This window comes from Achromobacter anxifer (assembly GCF_903652925.1).
Taxonomy (GTDB): domain Bacteria; phylum Pseudomonadota; class Gammaproteobacteria; order Burkholderiales; family Burkholderiaceae_B; genus Achromobacter; species Achromobacter anxifer.
This window is the reverse complement of the sequence record NZ_CAHLAR010000012.1, coordinates 142,162-158,665: the sequence shown is the minus strand read 5'-3', so window position 1 is coordinate 158,665 and position 16,504 is coordinate 142,162. Positions and strand designations below refer to the sequence as shown.

The following is a 16,504-nucleotide window of genomic DNA, read 5'->3' as shown; positions in this document are numbered from 1 at the left end:
GCTATGTCCAGCGTACTACTTTTGCCTGTTGATTCAGAGATTTGCAGGCGCCGTGCAAGCGCTGGCGCCGGGCGGCTGGCGTCAACAATGTCTTTGAGCAGACTCGAATCTTCTGCAAAATGAGCCGTGACCGTGGACGACGAAATGCGAGGAGTTTGAATGTTTATCCGCCAGCTCTCCTACCTCTTGGCCCTGGATAAATACCGGCATTTCGGACGGGCTGCGGAGAGCTGCCATGTGTCGCAGCCGGCCTTGTCCAACGGGATCCGCGAACTGGAGCGGGAGCTCGGCATCACCATCGTCAAGCGCAACCGGACCTTCGAAGGCATCACGCCCGAAGGCGAGCGGGTGATCCAGTGGGTGCGGCAGGTGGTTGCCTCGCTGGAAGGGCTGCGGCAGGAGGCCGACCTGGTGCGTAGCGTGCCCCAGGGCCATTTGGCGATAGGCGCGATTCCCACCGCCAACCACGCCGCGACGCTGCTCAGCGCCGAGTACCGCGAGATACTTCCCCAGTTGACATTGGAGGTCACCTCCCTCAGCACCCCGGAAATACTGCGCCGGCTGAAGGCCCAGGAGATCCAGTTGGGAATTCTCTATGAACGCTCAGTGCTCAATAGCATGGACTATGACGCGATGTCCCTGTATTCGGAGCGCTACGTGCTGGTGGCGAGCGCGCAGGCTTCCCTGCCGCGCCAGCTGGATTGGTCGGAAGTCGGCGAGCTGCCGTTGTGCCTGCTCAGTCCTGACATGCAGAACCGCCAGACCTTGAACAAATGTTTCGAAGCCGTGGAAGCGAAGCCGCGAGTCGTGCTGCAGAGCAACGACATCCGCGTGCTGCTGGCCGAATGCCAGAGCGGGCGGGCGTTCTCCATCATGCCGCTGAGCGCGCTGCCCGCCCAGTACGAAGGGGCCGGATTGCTGGCTCACCCCATCACTCCAGAGCACGCCGAGGACGTCTGCCTGGTCCGGTTGCGGCGCGACAACCAACCGCCCCTGTCGCATGCCGCCTGGCAGATCGCAGGCCAGATGGACCTGGAAGCCGTCCTCAATCACTCCGTGCCGCCCAACCTTGATAACCATGGATTATCAAAAGGTTCATAAGAAAAACTAGATCAATTTTCCCGGTTGCCGCATTCTGGCGGAACGGATTGCGCGAGAGCTTCCGGCTCAATCTTTTGATTTCCTGCCGGACGGGCGGCCTGTCAGGCCAGGACCCGAGGCGGCGCCGTGCGGCGATGCCGCCAGGAGACCCATCATGCAGCAGACCCCGGACCAGCAGGAGTTCGACTTCTACATCAATCTCGGCAAGCCCACGCTCGGGCTGTATGTCCGCAAGGGAGCGGGCTTGCCCGATCTGGCGCATCCGCAGCAATGGCAGCTTTCCGGACACGTCTGGCAAAGCGAGCTGCCTCCCGGCATTTTCCAGGCGCTGACGGCCAATGGACATGCCTTCCAGGAACTGGGCGCTTGAAGGAGCAACAGCCATGACCAGGACACTCGTGAATCCCGACAGCGTGCTCGATACGGCGCAATACGGCTATAGCCAGGCCTGCATCGCCGCCGGCAGCCGCCGCGTGGTGATCTCCGGCCAGGCCGCCACCGACGTGCATGGCCGCGTGGTCGACATCGGCCTGCAAGGCCAGACCGCGGCGGCGCTGGCCAATGTGGAGCGCGTGCTGGCCGCCGCCGGCGGCAAGATGGAACAGCTCGTCATGTTGCGGGTATACGCCTGCGAAACCGTAAGGGAAGACCTGGGGCAGGTCTCCGAGGAATTGCGCCGGCGCTTTCCGTCTAATCCGCCGCCGTCGTCGTGGATCGTCGTCAACAGCCTGGCGTTGCCGGAGTGGCTGATCCTGATCGAAGCCGAAGCCGTGCTGGACTGAAGAGGTGACACCATGAGCAAACGACGTGAAGTGCCCGGCATCCGGCCCTACGATGGCCCGGCGGGCGGATGGGGGGCGTTGAAGGCGACGGCCCAGGCGGTGCGGCAACAGATGGAAGTCGTGGAGGCGCCCATCGTCCTGCTGCGCACCAACCAGCCCGCGGGCTTCGACTGCCCAGGCTGTGCGTGGCCGGACAAGGAGCATCGCTCCACCTTCCAGTTCTGCGAGAACGGCGCCAAGGCCGTCACCTGGGAAGCGACCAGCAAGCGCGTCACGCCGGAGTTCTTCGCCCAGCGCACCGTCGCTTCATTGCTGGAGCTGTCGGACTACGAACTGGAGGACTTCGGCCGCCTGACGCATCCCATGGCCTACGACGCGGCCACCGACAAGTTCGTTCCGGTGTCGTGGGACACGGCGTTCGAGCGCATCGGCGAGACGCTGCGCAGCCTGGATACGCCTGACCAGGCCGAGTTCTATACCTCGGGCCGGGCATCCAACGAGGCGGCCTATCTGTTCCAGCTGTTTGCGCGCGAGTTCGGCACCAACAACTTCCCGGACTGCTCGAACATGTGCCACGAGGCGACCAGCGTGGGCCTGCCGCAGTCCATCGGCATAGGCAAGGGCACGGTGTCGCTGGAGGACTTCGACCATGCCGAGCTCATTCTTTCGATAGGCCACAATCCCGGCACCAATCATCCGCGCATGATGGGCACGCTGCACGAACTGGCCCGCCGCAAGGTGCCCATCATTGTCTTCAACCCCTTGCGCGAACGCGCGCTGGAGCGTTTCGCCGATCCGCAGAGCATCGTGGAAATGGCGACCTTCAGCTCCACCGACATCGCTTCCACCTATTACCAGGTCAGGGCCGGCGGCGACGCGGCCGCGCTCAAGGGCATCATGAAGGCGGTGCTGGCGCTGGACGCGCAGCGCGGCAATGTCCTGGACCGCGAGTTCATCGCCGAGCACACGCTGGGCTTTGATGCGCTGGCCGCCGACCTGGAAGCGACGTCCTGGGACGACATCGAAACCGAAAGCGGCCTGCTGCGGGCGGAACTGGAGCATGTGGCCGAGGCCTACGCCAAGTCCAAGGCCACCATCGTGACCTACGGCATGGGGATCACCCAGCACAACACGGGCACGGCCAACGTGAAGCTGATCGCCGACCTGCTGCTGATGCGCGGCAATTTCGGCAAGCCGGGCGCCGGCATCTGCCCGCTGCGCGGCCACTCCAACGTGCAGGGCAACCGCACGGTCGGCATCACGGAAAAGCCTTCCCCTGAGTTCCTGGAGCGGCTGGAGGCGGTATTCGGTTTCACGCCGCCGCAGGGGCACGGCCACGACGCGGTGCAGGCCATGCAAGCCATGGTCGACGGCACGGCCAAGGCGCTCATCTGCCTGGGCGGCAACCTCGCCGTGGCCTTGCCCGATCCCGAGCTCTGCTTTGCGGCGATGAAGGAACTGACGCTCAGCGTGCACCTGGGAACCAAGCTCAACCGCTCGCATCTGCTGGTGGCCGGGGAAACCTTCCTGCTGCCCGTGCTGGGACGCACCGAGCTCGACGTCCAGGCGGACGGCCCGCAATCGGTAACCGTGGAGGACTCGATGTCCATGGTCCATGCCTCGGCCGGCAAGCTCAAGCCCGCGTCCGCCGAACTGCGCTCCGAGCCCGCCATCGTCGCCGCCATGGCGCGGGCGACCTTGCCGCACAGCAAGGTGGACTGGCTGGGGCTGGTGCAAAACTATGACCGTATCCGGGATCTGATCGAGCGCACGATTCCCGGCTTCGACGACTACAACGCGCGCATCCGCGTTCCGGGCGGCTTCCGCATGCCTTTGCCGCCGACCGAGCGCAAATGGCACACGCCCACGGGCAAGGCCATGTTTTCCGTGTTCCCCGGCGTGCGCGAGCGTTATGAGCCCTGGCCCGACGAGGTGCTGCGGCTGGTGACCATACGCAGCCATGACCAGTACAACACCACGATCTACGGACTGGACGACCGCTACCGGGGCGTCTTCGGCCGCCGCGACGTGCTGTTCATGAACCCGGAGGACCTGGCCGAGCAGGGCCTGGAGCATGGCGATCTGGTGGACATCGAAACCGTGTCGCCGTCGCGCACGCTGCGCTTGAATGGCATTACCGCCATCGAATACAGCATCGCGCGCGGCTCCGTCGCCGCCTACTATCCCGAGGCCAACGTCCTGGTTCCGCTGGACTACATCGACAAGGAGTGCGGCACGCCTTCCTACAAATCGATTCCGGTGCGCATCAGGAAGGCCGCGCTGGGAGGCGTTCAGGCGTAATTCGTCATGATCGTCCGTCCTCCCTCGCGCTCGCCCTGGCTGCTGCTTTTCACCTTGAAGGGCTCCATCGTTTCCGTCATCTGGAAACGCGTGGTGGCAATGATGCTGCTGGCGGCGGCCGTCGTGCTGGCGGAGCACCGCCTGCCACTGAGCGGAGTCGGGCTGGGCGCCGTTCCCTTGACCCTGGTGGGCCTGACCCTGGCCATCTTTCTGGGGTTTCGCAACAGCGTTGCCTACGAGCGCTGGTGGGAGGCGCGCAAGCTTTGGGGCGAGTTGCTCATCGTCATCCGCAACCTGACGCGGCAGACGCTGAGCTTTCCCGACGGCCTGCCGGCCGCGCGCCAGCGCGAACTGGCGCATGCCCTGGTGGCCTATGCTCACGCGCTGCGGCACATGCTGCGCAAGAGCGATCCCAAGGAAGACCTGGAACGATGGCTGCCCGCGGATATGGCAGCCCGTCTCATGCGGGCGGCGAATCCGCCCAGCGTCCTGCTGGGCGATCTGAGCCAGGCCTATGCCCAGCTCAGGCGCGTCGGGCAGCTGGACAGCATTCTCCTGGCGGACATCGACGGCCAGATCTCGCGGCTTTCATACATAGGCGGAGGCTGCGAGCGTATACGCAGCACGCCGATACCGTTTGCCTACATCCTGCTGCTGCACCGGACCGTCTACGCCTATTGCTTCCTGCTGCCGTTCTGCCTGGTCGGCAGCATAGGCTGGGTGACGCCCTTCATGGTGGGCGTGCTGTCCTACACCTTCTTCGGCCTGGACGCCCTGGGCGAGCAGATCGAGGAACCCTTCGACCGCCTGCCCAATAACCTGCCCCTGGATGCGCTTTGCCGCAGCATCGAGATCAACGTGGGCGAACTGCTGGGCGATGAAAGCCTGCCGCCGCCTTTATCGCCCGAGGACGGGGTGCTGTTGTAGGCGGGAGTCCGCCGTCCTCGGCGCAGTTTTCAGCGCAGTTCTCAGTTGAACCGGCCGTAGATATGGGTGCAGTGCGTAAACGGATCGTTAGGCGTGCGCCGGTCCTTGGTGAAATAGTCGACGATCATGCCGCCCTGCAGTTCGAAGCTGACGGTGCACTCATAGGTGTACTGGTAGCTTTGGCCTGAGCTGCCGGAAGGGGCGCAGCGCGGAGGGGAGTTGGGGCCGTGCGTCAGCTGCATGGACTGTCCTGGCGGGCAGCCGCCGGAGCCGGAAGCCTGGGTCGAACGCGCTTCCTGGCGGTAGTACTGCAGCATGCGGTTGCCGTCCTGGTCGCCGGTGGCGGTGGGCGGGCCCCAGACGCGCAGCAATTCCGCCTCGGGCTGGCCGATCCAGGCGTCCATCGTGCGCCGCACTTCGGTTCTTTCGCGCTTGCGGCGCGCGTCGGCTCGCGCCTGCGGTTCCTGCGCCTTGGCGGTCTGGCGGCTCGACGCCTTGTCCTGCTGGACCGTCTTGCCGGCAAGGGCGTCGGCCTCCGCCAGCGCCTTCTTGCGGCGCGCGTCCAGATCCTTCATCTCGCGGTCCAGCTCGGCGTCCGAGCGCGGCTTGCTGGCGGGCCGGGCGCCGTCGGTCCACATGGTGTTCCAGGCCAGGTCGCCGATCGCCCCGGTGTCCAGCGGCCCGAGGTACAGCCAGCCGCGAGCCCGGTTGTCGGCCTTGCGCGCCGCGGTCCGCTGGGCGCTGCTCTTGGGGCCCATGTCGCAGGCGAAGTCGATCAAGGCCTGGCCGACCGCGTTCTTGGGCGGACGCGCCGGCTGGTCGGGGGCGGTCGCCAGCTTGCCGCCGCGCGGCGACAGCTGGATCAGTTTTTCCTCCAGCGTCTGCCGCGCGCAATCGATGATCATGTTGGAGGACACCCAGTCCGGCGCCTTGGCGTTCTCCAGGATCGTCAGTGTTTCGAGCTTGTAGGTCTTCTCCGCCATGGGCACGGCGTCGAGATAGGTTTCGTCGACGGTGACGACGATGCGGCTGGGCTTTTCGCCGCCGGCATAGACCATCCAGCGTTCTCCCGCTAGGGCGGGCGAGGCAACGACCGTGGCGGCGAGGCCGGCGATGATGAGTAGTCGGGTCAAGAGCGGCTCCTGTCCAGGCGGGCGTGAGAGTCGGTCATATTAATGGAAGCTGAATGCGTAGCGCAGTTCCATGTCCCTGCGCGTCCAATCCTGGATGCGCCAGGTGTTATCCAGTGTCGTCATGCTACTTGAATCGATACGCATGGCGCCACGCGCCGAGGTTGACAAAGATCATCGTTGAACTGGCGCAGCCGCGCAAGATTGGATGGAAGCGCTCTTTCCCGGAACGCGCGCCGGCGTGGGCTTGAGATCCGGCGCGTCGCGTGCGGGGTTTTGTTGCTCAACATCCAAGTCTCGGGAGAAGCCATGTACTCACGAATCATTGTCGCGGTCGACGGCAGCCATGCATCCAACAGGGCGCTGGAAGAAGCCATCAAGCTTGCCAAGGCGTTCAATGCGACGTTGCGCATTATTCATGTGCTGGATGACCTGTCGGTGTCGATGACCGCCAATCCGTATGCGGGCTACTACACGGGCCAGCTGATCGAAAGCCTGAGACAGGGCGGCGCTGCCATCCTGGAACAGGCGCTTGCACACGCGGCAGCGGCCGGCGTATCGGCTGAAACGGTTCTATATGACGACTTGGGATTGCCAGTGGAAGAGCGGATCGTCGGTGTGGCGCAGGAATGGCCAGCCGACCTGATCGTGATGGGCACGCACGGACGGCGCGGTATCAAGCGCACCATGCTAGGCAGCAGCGCCGAAGCGGTGCTGCGCACCTCCAAGCTGCCTGTTTTGATGGTCCGCACGCCATGACAGTGCGGGCGGGGCCGACCTTTGCCGGTTGCCCGCCGCCTCGGCCGCGGAAAGCCGCGCGATCTAGGAAGTTTATTCAGGCGCCCGCACGAGCAGAACAGGCACGGTTGCGCCGCGCATGATTCCTTCCGCGCTGCTTCCCAGAAGCAGGCGGTTTGCGCCGCGGCGTCCATGCGTGCCGATCACGATCAAGTCCGCCTTCCACGACAGGGATTCGTCCAACACGCGCTGCTTCACGGTCTTATCGAGGTTCTCGTAGAGCACAGTATCCGCCTCCACATCCGCGGCCTTGACCTTTTCCAGCGCGGTCAAGAGCAGCTTTTCTGCGTCTTTGCGGAGCAGGTCCAATAGCTCGCCTGCCTGGTAGCGGTAGGCGCTGACCGTGAAGGCGAAGGATAGCTCGTCGACGACATGGATCAGGCGTAGACGAGCGTGCACGGCTTTCGCAATTCGTATTGCCTCATTCAATCCCTGCTCAGAAGCTGCGCTACCGTCGATAGGAACGAGGATTCTCTGATACATGGCGGGGCTCCGCGTAGTGGAAGGCTGATACCCAGTATCGGTTTGCGCGGGCCGGCAATGTTGATCGTTGTCAAGAACGTCGCGGAATCCGGGATTTTCATCGGTGCGCCCCAGCCGCTGTCTCCTGAGAGTTTCCGACCTCCAGGCAGGGCAAGCGCCAGGTCCTATCCGGCCCTGAAAATATCATGACAAAAATCAACGAGCAGTCTCGGGCGCGGCTCAAGATGGTCAACAGTTCCAGGCCGGCCGGTGTATGTACCAGGCGGTCGCGAGTCCAACCGACCGCCATTGAATGGACTCCTTTCAATGGCGCGCAATGAGGAGAGAATCATGAGCGATGCCGATCTGCGGGAAAGAGTGCAGAGAGCGCTGACGTTCGAGCCTAGTGTCGATGAACTGCACATAGGCGTGGTGGCGGAGAACGGCATAGTGACCTTGACTGGCCACGTGAGTTCTTACGCGCAGAAGCTGGCTGCCGAGGAAACGGTTCAGCGTGTAAGGGGCGTCCGCGGCATCGCCCAGGAGATCGAAGTACGCATGGCCGCGGACAAACAGCAGGCGGACGATCAAATCGCGGCGCGCGCGCTTAGCATCATTTCCTGGGATTCGACGATTCCTGATGGCAAGGTCCAGGTGGCCGTGCATAAAGGCTGGGTGACCTTGAATGGCAAGGTTGACTGGTTCTATCAGCGGGAAGCGGCGGCAGCCGCCGTACACAAGCTTTCCGGCGTGACCGGCATTTCCAATCTGATCGAGGTGACGCCGGCCATACACGCGGGCGATATCAAGCAAAAGATCGAAGAGGCCCTGCTGCGCAGTGCGCTGATCGAGGCCAACCGCGTGGAGGTCAGCGTGCATGGCCATAAGGTCGTGCTGAGCGGCCGGGTCAATAGCTGGATCGAGCGCGGCGCCGCCGAGCGGGCCGCGTGGGCGGTTCCCGGAGTTGTCGAAGTGCAGGACAAGCTGGCAGTCGGATAACCGGACCGCGTGCGGACGGCCTGAAGGAGGCGCCATGAAGAGCATGTCGCAACGGGCCGCTGGCGAGCCCCTCGTCCTGGAACATCGCCCCACGCCCGAGCCGGGGGCCGGCGAGGTACGGGTGCGCGTCGAGGCTTGCGCGGTCTGCCGCACGGATCTGCATGTCGTGGATGGTGAACTGCCAGGCCTGCGCTATCCCATTACGCCCGGGCACGAGGTGATCGGCGTCATAGAAAAAACAGGCGCCGGCGTCGATCCAGGCATGACGGGAGCGCGCGTGGGCGCGGCGTGGCTGGCCAAGACCTGCGGCCTGTGCCGCTATTGCCTGTCGGGACGCGAGAATCTCTGCGATTACGCGGAGTTCACGGGTTACACGCGCGACGGCGGCTTTGCCTCGCATTTGATCGCCGATGCGCGCTATCTGTACCCTGTGCCGATGACGCGCAGCGCTGAAACCATGGCGCCCTGGATGTGCGCGGGCCTGATCGGCTGGCGTGCGCTCAGGGCCACCGGGCAGGCGGAATCGCTGGGTATATACGGATTCGGGTCGGCTGGGCAAGTGCTCGCAAGGGTTTGCGCCTGGCAGCGCCGGCGCGTCTACGCCTTTACCCGCGCGGGCGATACCGCGGCCCAGCAGCATGCCCGCGCGCTCGGAGCTGCATGGGCGGGAGACAGCGATACCGGCCCGCCGCAGCCGCTGGACGCCGCCATCATCTTTGCTCCGGTGGGCGATCTGGTCCCCTTGGCGCTGAAAGCGGTGCGCAAGGGCGGTTGCGTGGTCTGCGGCGGCATACACATGTCGGATATCCCCGCGTTTCCCTACCGCTTGCTATGGGGAGAGCGGCGGCTTGAATCCGTTGCCAACCTGACCCGTGCCGATGGCCGGGAATTCATGGACGCCGCCGTCGCCGCCAATGTGCAGTGCGATGTGCGGACGTATCCGCTCGAACGGGCGAACGAGGCCTTGGATGACCTGCGCCAGGGCCGGATCCAGGCGACCGCAGTCTTGATTCCCTGACACGGGCCCGAGGCAGGCGTGCGCCTTCGCTCCGCCGGCAGCCTGCCGCGCCTGGGCAGGTGCAGCAGGCCAGGGAGTTGCAATCAGCCGATCTCGAGCTTGTCCTCGACGCCGATCACGCTGGGCGCGCTCCATGCCGCCTGCTCCGCGGCGTGCCGTTCCGACCAGCTCCTTACCTTTCCTGTCAAGGTGACTTTCCTGCCGTGCACCGATACCTGGATGTCGTGCGCTTCCAGTTCGGCGCTGCGCTTCAAGGCGTTCTGGATCCGTTCCTTGACGTCGCCGATCTGCACGCCGGCATCCAACTTGATCAGGTTGGCGACCCCTTTGACTCCGGACAGCCGCCGGACGGCGCTTTCGGCGGCGGCGCGCTGGAAGTTCCAGCTGACTTCTCCGCTTAATGTTACCCAGCCCTGTTGCACTTTGACCTGCACCTTGTCGCCGGGAATGGAAACGTTCCAGCCTATGCTGTTGAGCGCGCGCTTGGCCAGCTCATCGTCCGAATTGCCCTGCTCGTAGCCGGTGCGGACTTCGATCTCCTGCGCAATCCCCTTGACGCCCTTGACGTGCGCCGCAATTTTCTCGGCGTCGTACTTTTCGCTGTATGTGCTGACATGCCCGGTCAGCGTGATAACGCCATCCGATGCGGCCACGCCGATGCCCGTGGCGTCGATGCGCGGATCGAACTCCAGCGCGTCCAGGACGTTGCGGCGTAGTTCTTCGTCTTTCATGATTGCTCTCCAAACGGAAGAAATGATGTGATGAAAAGTGCGCGTGTTCCGCATCGCGCATCCTGTGCCCGGCGGCTCCGCATATAAAGTTTCCGTGGATATGGCATTTCAATATTGACAATCGTCAATCGAAAAATCGGGTCTGTTCGCCACGGTTTTCTTCTGGAAAACCGCCTGTGGATACCATCCGGGCGCTTGTCCTTTCCAAGCCCGGTCCGAGAACCTGGCTTGCAGGTCAACGCCGGGTTCGTGACTTTGGTCAACAAAGGCCTGCGAGGCGGGTTCAAGATAAGACACGCCGACGTGCCGATCGGCCAACTCTTCGGAGGTCAACATGCAACCACCTGCCAAAACCCCCCCTGTCACCTCAAAAAAGGCGCGCGACCATCAAAAGGAGGACGCGGTGCAACAGCAGAGAAAAGCCGAAACGGCCGAGTTGCTGGGCAGACATAAGAACACCGGTCAGAAGGACCACAAGGGCGCGCGTTGAAATCCTTGCGGATGAACGTGGCTGAAGACGGCGTCTGATTCAGGAGAATGCTCATGGCGCGCAATACCCGGCAGGATCCGGCCGAGGCGCAGGCTGGCGCGGGAGGGGCCCCGCCCGCGTCGCGGACGAAGGCGCCCGCGGAAAGCGCTACCGGCGCCTTGCAGCGGCTGTCCTTGCAAACAGGATTGCATGCGATTGCGGACGCCTGGGCTCGCGAAGTCAGAAGGCGCGTCCGGCAGTTGGCGAAAGGCGACCAGGCGGGCGAGGCCGGCGCACCCGCCCTGATCCATGATTTGCGGGTCTATGTGAGGCGGTTCTGCGCGCTCTCGGACCTGCTGCCGCGGCGGGCGCGAGAGCGCTCGGCCAGACGGGCGCTGCGCAAGGAGGTGGCTTGGGCGATGCAGCCCTTGTCGCGTGCGCATGACTGGGATGTTCTTGCCGGAGAGCTCCTGCCGCGGCTATACGAGGCGGAACCGGATCTGGACCGGGAGGCGACTGGCCAACGGGCCGCTGCCCGTTCCGCTGTCGCGCGGGGCGAAATGTATATCCATTTGCGATCTGAACGCTTTCAAAGTCTGCTCCAGCAGTTCCAGGAGCGAGATGGAGATATGCACGCGGTAGTGGCGGATCGTTCTTCCAAGGCGCTGTACGCGCGGATTCGCCGCAAGCTGGAGAGGTGGGACGAAAAGGCGAGAGATCGCCTGGCGGGCAAGTCCGTGATGCGCGATGCGAGCGTTCAGCAGCAAGCGCGGACCCAGGTCGAGCGCTTGCGCTATGCCAGCGAGGGGCTGATGCAAGCGTGTTCCTTCCGCAAGCTGGAGCGCTACGTCCGGTCGCTGGAAAAGCTGCAAGCAGCGCTCGGGGATGTGCAGGATCTGAGAATGGCCGCGCGGCTGGGGCCAGTCGTGTGCGTCAGCCTGTCGAGCGGCAAGCTGGCGGACACCGCGTCCAGGAAGGCTTGCCGCCGGATGCTGCGCAAGGCCGAAGCGACGCTGCGAGCCGCGCGCAGGCGTTTCATGCGGCAGCCGTCGTTCTGGACGGACGCAGGATGGGAGAAATTCTCCCGCCGGCTGGCGCAGGCAACACCTGGCGGCCAGGCTCCCAGGAAATAGGTGGCATGGAAGCGAGCGCCGTGACGGGCGGCAAGGCCGCCAGCCCGCGTTCTGCAAAACCGCGGAGGCGTTATGAAGAAATGCGTTGTTGCCCTGTTGCTTCACCTGATTCTGGCGGGGGGGCCTATTGGGGCCGCGTTAGGACAGCCAGCGGAGTCGTTGATGTCGGTTTCGCCCGCCATACTGAATCGCGTCGATCAGGAGGCCGAGGCGACGCTGCTGCGCCTCTATCGCCAGTCGCCCAAAGCCAAGGCATTGATTGCCCGTTCCTTCGGCGTGCTGGTCGTGCCCGCGCTCCATGCCGATGGCGGCATCCTGGGAGTGGCCTACGGCCGCGGCGTGCTGATCGACGCCGTGGAGGATCGCAGCTATTACAACGTCATTGCCAGCCCCCCGGGTTCGGTGCTGGGGCTGAATGACAAGGCGCTGATCCTGTTCTTCTCGACATATGAAGCCTTGCGGGCGTTTCAGGCCCGGCCCGGGTGGGTGGAAGGCGCGAGCGGCACTATCCAGATCCTGGACGAGACCTCCATGGCAGGGCGCGATCCGGCCATCGAGCCGATCGCAGGTTTCATTCTTGCGGAAGCCGAACTGGTTCGGGGGCTGTCGATCAAGGGCATGCTGTTCATCAGGGTACCGATTTATCTTTGCGCGGGCGAGGGCGAGGCCTGCCGGGAGAAAACCGGCAAACCTTGATTGCGCCGGCTGCGGGTGATCCGGGGCGCGGTTCAATCCTGGAGCACAAAGCGGCCGGGGGCAGGCGGCAGGGCGGTCCGGTCAGCGCCGGCTTCACCCAGTGACCGCAGGGCGGGCAGCGGCGGACCGGAGTGTGCATCGAGCCAGGCTTGCCAGTCCGGCCACCACGAACCGGCATGCAGCCTGCTGCCGGCCATCCATTCGTCCGCGCCGACGCGCAATCCGTCCGGCGCGCTTGCGCCCGCGCGATGCCAGCGTCCCGGATGCCCGGGTTCGCTCACGATGCCTGCGTTGTGGCCGCCGCTGGCCAGGACGAAGCGGATATCGGCGTCGGTCTGGTAATGGATCTTGTACACAGACCGCCAAGGGGCGATGCGGTCGCTCTCGGCGCCTAGCGCATAGATGGGAACGCGTATGTTGCGCAGGGCGATCATGCGCCCGTCCACCTGGTAGCGGCCGGCCGCCAGCTCGTTGTTCAGGAAGAGCTTGCGCAGATACTCGGCGTGCATCCGGTAAGGCATGCGCGTCGAATCCGCGTTCCATGCCATCAGGTCATTGGGGGCCGCATGCTCGCCAAGCAGATACCTGCGCACGGCGCGCGCAGCGGTGTCGCTGACCGGCCGCAGCGATTGGAACGCGGCAGACATCTGGGCCGCCGAAAGGTAGCCCTGCGCCCACATCAGGCTTTCCAGGAAATAGACCTCGCTCGCGTCTATGTACAGTCCCAGGCCGCCAGGTTCGGTGAAATCGGTCTGCGCCGCCAGCAGCGTGAGCGTGGCCAGGCGCGTATCCTTCCGTCCCGCCATGGCTGCGGCGGCGATGGAAAGCAGGGTGCCGCCCAGGCAGTAGCCGACGGCGTGCACGCGGCGGCCAGGCACGATGCGGCTGACGGCATCCAGCGCCGCCATGAAGCCCAGGCGGCGGTAATCATCCAGTGACAGGTTCCGGTCCGCTGATCCCACATTGCGCCATGATATGCAGAAGACCGTATAGCCTTGAGCGACCAGGTACCGGATCAAGGAGTTTTCAGGCGACAGATCCAGGATGTAGTACTTCATGATCCAGGCCGGTGTGATGAGTATCGGTTCCGGGCGCACCGTGGCGCTTGCGGGCGCATACTGGATCAGTTCGATGAGATGATTCCGGAACACCACGGCCCCGGGTGTCACCGCGACGGTCTTTCCGACCTGGAAGCGCTCCATCCCTTCCTCGGGAGCCTGTACCAGCTGGCGGCGAATGTCGTTGAACAGGTTGAGCAGGCCAGCGGAAAGATTGCGGCCGCCTTCGGCCAGGCAGCGTTCCTGCACGACGGGATTCGACCAGGGAAAGTTCGCGGGCGAGAGGGTATCGCACCATTGGCTGGCGCAGAAAGACACCAGGTCCGCATGGTGGGGGGCGACGCCGGGCACCTGGCTCGTGGCGTCGATCCACCAGTGGCGGGCCGTCAGGAATGCATGCCACCACAGGCTGAAAGGCTCTTGCTGCCAGGCTGGCTGTGCTTGTCCGTCGTTGCCAGGCGGAACCGAAGCGTCACGCTGCGGGCGGCTCCAAGGCTGGGCGGCATGCTGGTAAAGCGCGGCGATTGCCTCGCCATACTTGACCCCGAGTTCCAGCTGCTTGCCGGGGGCGGTGCAAAGATGTATCCACCAGTCGGCGAGCGCGAGCGTCAACGCTGCCGGCGAACTCCCGCCCGTGGCTTGGGCGATCAATGCCTCCTTCCAGTAGTTCAGCGCCTGGAACGGATCTTCCTCCATTCTCCGGTCCGCGACGCTATGCATGCTTGTCGCCGGCAGCGCCGCTGGCATTGCCATTCGATAGAAACTGGCCGACACCCAGGGCAATCTCCGACACCCGTTCCTGCCAGGGATTCTTGCTTTCCTTCAATGTGGCGGATGCGGAGGCAGAAGCGGCGCGCGCGATTTTCTCCACTTCGCGCAGATAATCCATCTCGCGTCCGAACAGGTCGGCAGCCAGCTTCTGTTGAAAGGCGCATACGGCGCTGACCGTGGACATGGATTCCATTTCGGCGCTGGCCTGCTGCGCGAACGCCAGCATTTCCTTGTCCGTCTTCAGTTGCAGGGCGCGCAGCTGCCGCGCGCTGTCGAAGTAATTCTCGGCCATGGCCAGCGCGGTGTTGAGGCCATACTTGTACAGGGCCACGTAGGGTTCGTAGTCGACTTGCATGACGAATTCCTCCTTTATCGGTGAGGCAGTGGGAAGCGCCACGCCAGGAATCCGTCGGGCGCTACCAGCCCAGAGTAGGCGTTCCTGCCCAGCCGGGCTTGACGAAACTCAATCCCTGTCCATCCTGTTTGCTAGGCAGTTCGACGCCTCCGCGTTCTGACGATAGTCCCGTCGGGCAGTTGGTAAGTGCCGGACCCTATCTGGTCGACGACCTGGCCGTCGGGGAGGCAGCAGTAGAAGTACATGTCGGGAGCCGCCTGATCCGGACGAAACTGGCTGCGCCGTTCTATCCTGTAGGTGCTGCCGTCCGGGGCGACGGCGATGACGGCGATAGGTTGTCTAAGGTTGGATTGATCGCTCACGGGATTTTCCTCAGGAAGTCGGGGGCTTCCCATCGCTGAAGCCCACCGTTTGGGCAAATGTCACGAAGTCGGTATCGGGCAATTGAAGCGCGCGGGCGAGCCGGCCTTTGTCCAAGGCGCCCCGAAATACCGTGGCCAAGCCCGCTGCCGCGCAAAAAAGATAGACGTTTTGGCCGATGAACGCGGCGTCAACCGACGCGTAGAGTTGGCGTTCGACGGCGGTGATGTCGGCCATCTTTTCGCCGCGAGCCACATAGACGAGTTCCAGCGGAGCGCGGCCGACGAAATCCTGCTGCCCGGCCAGGACTCGAAAATCGCCCTTCATATAGGGCGTCAATGCATGCGTGGGCGGGTCGTAGATGGATACGCCATTGGCCTGCAATACAAACAGATCCAGCACGATGCGATGCCGCCAGTATGGCGCGGTGCGTTCGCCGCTCTCGCGATTCACGCCGCAGGCGGCCCAGAGGAGATCGGATAGTTGCTGTAACGGCAAGGGCGTTTCCGCGTAGCCCCGGATCGAGCGGCGCAACGTCAAAGCCTCAAGCAAGGTCATGCCGCCTTCGGTTCGCGGCTCGGGCAGCAGAAATGGCGCTGGATCGCGGCCGGCGTCGCCGGGCGCCTTCGCTGTGCTTTCTGCGCCAGGGAATATGGCTGTCATGATGCTGATCCCTGATTCCGTGGTGGGGAATCAGTGTGCGCCGACGGGATCCCCCCAGTTTGATGGAAGTCAATGTCCGTCTTGGTTTGCGCGCCGCCGTCCCTGAGTGGAAGGCCGGGAAGCAGCGCCTGTTCATCGACATTGACCTTGGTCAATGTTGCGGCGCCTTCTCGTCTTAAGCTGAAAACGCCACGCTTGCTTGAGACCGGCGCAGGCCGGTGCGCAAGCCTTCAGGCGTGCCTTCATTCTTGATCATCGAGCCCATGTATAAACGGATTCTCATACCTATCGACGGCAGTTCGACCTCCGAATCGGGGTTGGATGAGGCGATACGCCTGGCCTTTCTCCATGATGCGGTCATCCGGCTGATCTGTATCGTCGAAGCATTGCCATCGTCTTTGGGAATAGGCACCAATTGCCACTCCCCGGCGGAAATCCGGAGGCTGTCGCGTGGGCATGCCGCCGAAATGCTGCGGAATGCGGCAAAAAGGGTGCGCGCGAGTTGCATTCCGGTGGACAGCGCTCTCTTCGAGGCTGGCGAGAGAGCGTTCGAGGAATGCCTGGTGGGCGAGGCGCGAGCCTGGGGGGCGGATCTGATCGTGATCGGGGCGCACCGGTCCCGCGACATTCGCCTCATGCCTGTGGACCATCGCGCTCAGAAGATATCGCGCGGCGTGGCCGTTCCGTTGTTGCTCGTGCGCGCGTCGGGGCCGAGAGCCGGCCAAGCATCAGTCGAAAGCTGGAGATAAG

19 protein-coding genes are annotated in these 16,504 nt (G+C 64.0%); 12 read left to right on the top strand and 7 right to left on the bottom strand.

Annotation, left to right across the window (positions count from 1 at the left end):
- The first annotated feature begins 159 nt into the window (after window positions 1-159).
- The 5 genes from HWY37_RS29250 to HWY37_RS29230 all read left to right on the top strand — a co-directional run bounded on the left by HWY37_RS29250 (window position 160) and on the right by HWY37_RS29230 (window position 5,111).
- A complete protein-coding gene (locus HWY37_RS29250) occupies window positions 160-1,101 on the top strand; it encodes a LysR family transcriptional regulator (protein ID WP_176090410.1) in 942 nt (313 codons plus the stop codon).
- Between the two features lie 154 nt (window positions 1,102-1,255).
- Window positions 1,256-1,471 (top strand): hypothetical protein, encoded by a 216-nt coding sequence (locus HWY37_RS29245; RefSeq protein WP_176090409.1) that lies wholly within the window; start codon window positions 1,256-1,258, stop codon window positions 1,469-1,471.
- 13 nt (window positions 1,472-1,484) lie between these two features.
- Window positions 1,485-1,883, top strand: a complete 399-nt coding sequence (locus tag HWY37_RS29240) for a RidA family protein (protein ID WP_176090408.1) — start codon at window positions 1,485-1,487, stop codon at window positions 1,881-1,883.
- A 12-nt stretch (window positions 1,884-1,895) separates the two neighbouring features.
- Window positions 1,896-4,184, top strand: coding sequence for an FdhF/YdeP family oxidoreductase (locus HWY37_RS29235; protein WP_176090407.1), 2,289 nt, complete (start codon window positions 1,896-1,898; stop codon window positions 4,182-4,184).
- Between the two features lie 6 nt (window positions 4,185-4,190).
- The gene (locus HWY37_RS29230) at window positions 4,191-5,111 is read left to right on the top strand and encodes a bestrophin family protein (RefSeq protein WP_176090406.1); all 921 of its coding nucleotides are present in this window, start codon (window positions 4,191-4,193) and stop codon (window positions 5,109-5,111) included.
- A gap of 41 nt (window positions 5,112-5,152) precedes the next feature.
- Here HWY37_RS29230 and HWY37_RS29225 read toward each other — a convergent pair whose 3' ends face one another.
- Window positions 5,153-6,244: a hypothetical protein gene (locus HWY37_RS29225; RefSeq protein ID WP_176090405.1), complete on the bottom strand. Its 1,092-nt coding sequence runs from the start codon at window positions 6,242-6,244 to the stop codon at window positions 5,153-5,155.
- A 306-nt stretch (window positions 6,245-6,550) separates the two neighbouring features.
- Here HWY37_RS29225 and HWY37_RS29220 point away from each other — a divergent pair, with 306 nt between their 5' ends.
- Window positions 6,551-7,000, top strand: coding sequence for a universal stress protein (locus HWY37_RS29220; RefSeq protein WP_175206007.1), 450 nt, complete (start codon window positions 6,551-6,553; stop codon window positions 6,998-7,000).
- Window positions 7,001-7,072: 72 nt separating this feature from the next.
- Here the strand turns inward: HWY37_RS29220 and HWY37_RS29215 are convergent, their stop codons facing one another.
- Window positions 7,073-7,522 (bottom strand): universal stress protein, encoded by a 450-nt coding sequence (locus HWY37_RS29215; RefSeq protein WP_176090404.1) that lies wholly within the window; start codon window positions 7,520-7,522, stop codon window positions 7,073-7,075.
- 330 nt (window positions 7,523-7,852) lie between these two features.
- On the opposite strand from HWY37_RS29215, the gene HWY37_RS29210 reads away from it, so the two are divergent.
- Both HWY37_RS29210 and HWY37_RS29205 read left to right on the top strand, forming a co-directional pair.
- The gene (locus tag HWY37_RS29210; RefSeq protein WP_175206009.1) at window positions 7,853-8,500 is read left to right on the top strand and encodes a BON domain-containing protein; all 648 of its coding nucleotides are present in this window, start codon (window positions 7,853-7,855) and stop codon (window positions 8,498-8,500) included.
- Window positions 8,501-8,534: 34 nt separating this feature from the next.
- Window positions 8,535-9,518 carry a zinc-dependent alcohol dehydrogenase family protein gene (locus tag HWY37_RS29205; protein WP_175206010.1) on the top strand — a complete coding sequence of 328 codons (984 nt, stop codon included), beginning with the start codon at window positions 8,535-8,537 and terminating at the stop codon, window positions 9,516-9,518.
- An 83-nt stretch (window positions 9,519-9,601) separates the two neighbouring features.
- On the opposite strand, the gene HWY37_RS29200 is transcribed toward HWY37_RS29205, so the two are convergent.
- Window positions 9,602-10,249: a BON domain-containing protein gene (locus HWY37_RS29200; protein ID WP_175206011.1), complete on the bottom strand. Its 648-nt coding sequence runs from the start codon at window positions 10,247-10,249 to the stop codon at window positions 9,602-9,604.
- A 108-nt stretch (window positions 10,250-10,357) separates the two neighbouring features.
- Window positions 10,358-10,585, bottom strand: coding sequence for a hypothetical protein (locus HWY37_RS29195; RefSeq protein ID WP_176090403.1), 228 nt, complete (start codon window positions 10,583-10,585; stop codon window positions 10,358-10,360).
- On the opposite strand from HWY37_RS29195, the gene HWY37_RS29190 reads away from it, so the two are divergent.
- The 3 genes from HWY37_RS29190 to HWY37_RS29180 all read left to right on the top strand — a co-directional run bounded on the left by HWY37_RS29190 (window position 10,584) and on the right by HWY37_RS29180 (window position 12,547).
- Window positions 10,584-10,739 carry a hypothetical protein gene (locus HWY37_RS29190; protein ID WP_175206013.1) on the top strand — a complete coding sequence of 52 codons (156 nt, stop codon included), beginning with the start codon at window positions 10,584-10,586 and terminating at the stop codon, window positions 10,737-10,739. The two genes, HWY37_RS29195 and HWY37_RS29190, sit on opposite strands and share 2 nt — an antisense overlap.
- A gap of 53 nt (window positions 10,740-10,792) precedes the next feature.
- Window positions 10,793-11,851 carry a CHAD domain-containing protein gene (locus HWY37_RS29185; protein WP_176090402.1) on the top strand — a complete coding sequence of 353 codons (1,059 nt, stop codon included), beginning with the start codon at window positions 10,793-10,795 and terminating at the stop codon, window positions 11,849-11,851.
- Between the two features lie 162 nt (window positions 11,852-12,013).
- Window positions 12,014-12,547 (top strand): lipid-binding SYLF domain-containing protein, encoded by a 534-nt coding sequence (locus HWY37_RS29180; protein ID WP_246302439.1) that lies wholly within the window; start codon window positions 12,014-12,016, stop codon window positions 12,545-12,547.
- A gap of 32 nt (window positions 12,548-12,579) precedes the next feature.
- On the opposite strand, the gene HWY37_RS29175 is transcribed toward HWY37_RS29180, so the two are convergent.
- From HWY37_RS29175 to HWY37_RS29165, 3 genes are all read right to left on the bottom strand, one after another.
- Window positions 12,580-14,325, bottom strand: a complete 1,746-nt coding sequence (locus HWY37_RS29175) for a PHA/PHB synthase family protein (RefSeq protein WP_246302438.1) — start codon at window positions 14,323-14,325, stop codon at window positions 12,580-12,582.
- Window positions 14,318-14,731, bottom strand: a complete 414-nt coding sequence (locus HWY37_RS29170) for a hypothetical protein (RefSeq protein WP_175206017.1) — start codon at window positions 14,729-14,731, stop codon at window positions 14,318-14,320. Before HWY37_RS29170 ends, HWY37_RS29175 begins: the two co-directional genes overlap by 8 nt.
- 372 nt (window positions 14,732-15,103) lie before the next feature.
- The gene (locus tag HWY37_RS29165) at window positions 15,104-15,754 is read right to left on the bottom strand and encodes a nitroreductase family protein (protein WP_217481277.1); all 651 of its coding nucleotides are present in this window, start codon (window positions 15,752-15,754) and stop codon (window positions 15,104-15,106) included.
- Window positions 15,755-16,002: 248 nt separating this feature from the next.
- Here HWY37_RS29165 and HWY37_RS29160 point away from each other — a divergent pair, with 248 nt between their 5' ends.
- Complete coding sequence (locus HWY37_RS29160; protein ID WP_175206018.1) at window positions 16,003-16,503, top strand: universal stress protein; 501 nt, start codon at window positions 16,003-16,005, stop codon at window positions 16,501-16,503.
- The last annotated feature ends 1 nt before the right edge of the window (window position 16,504 follow it).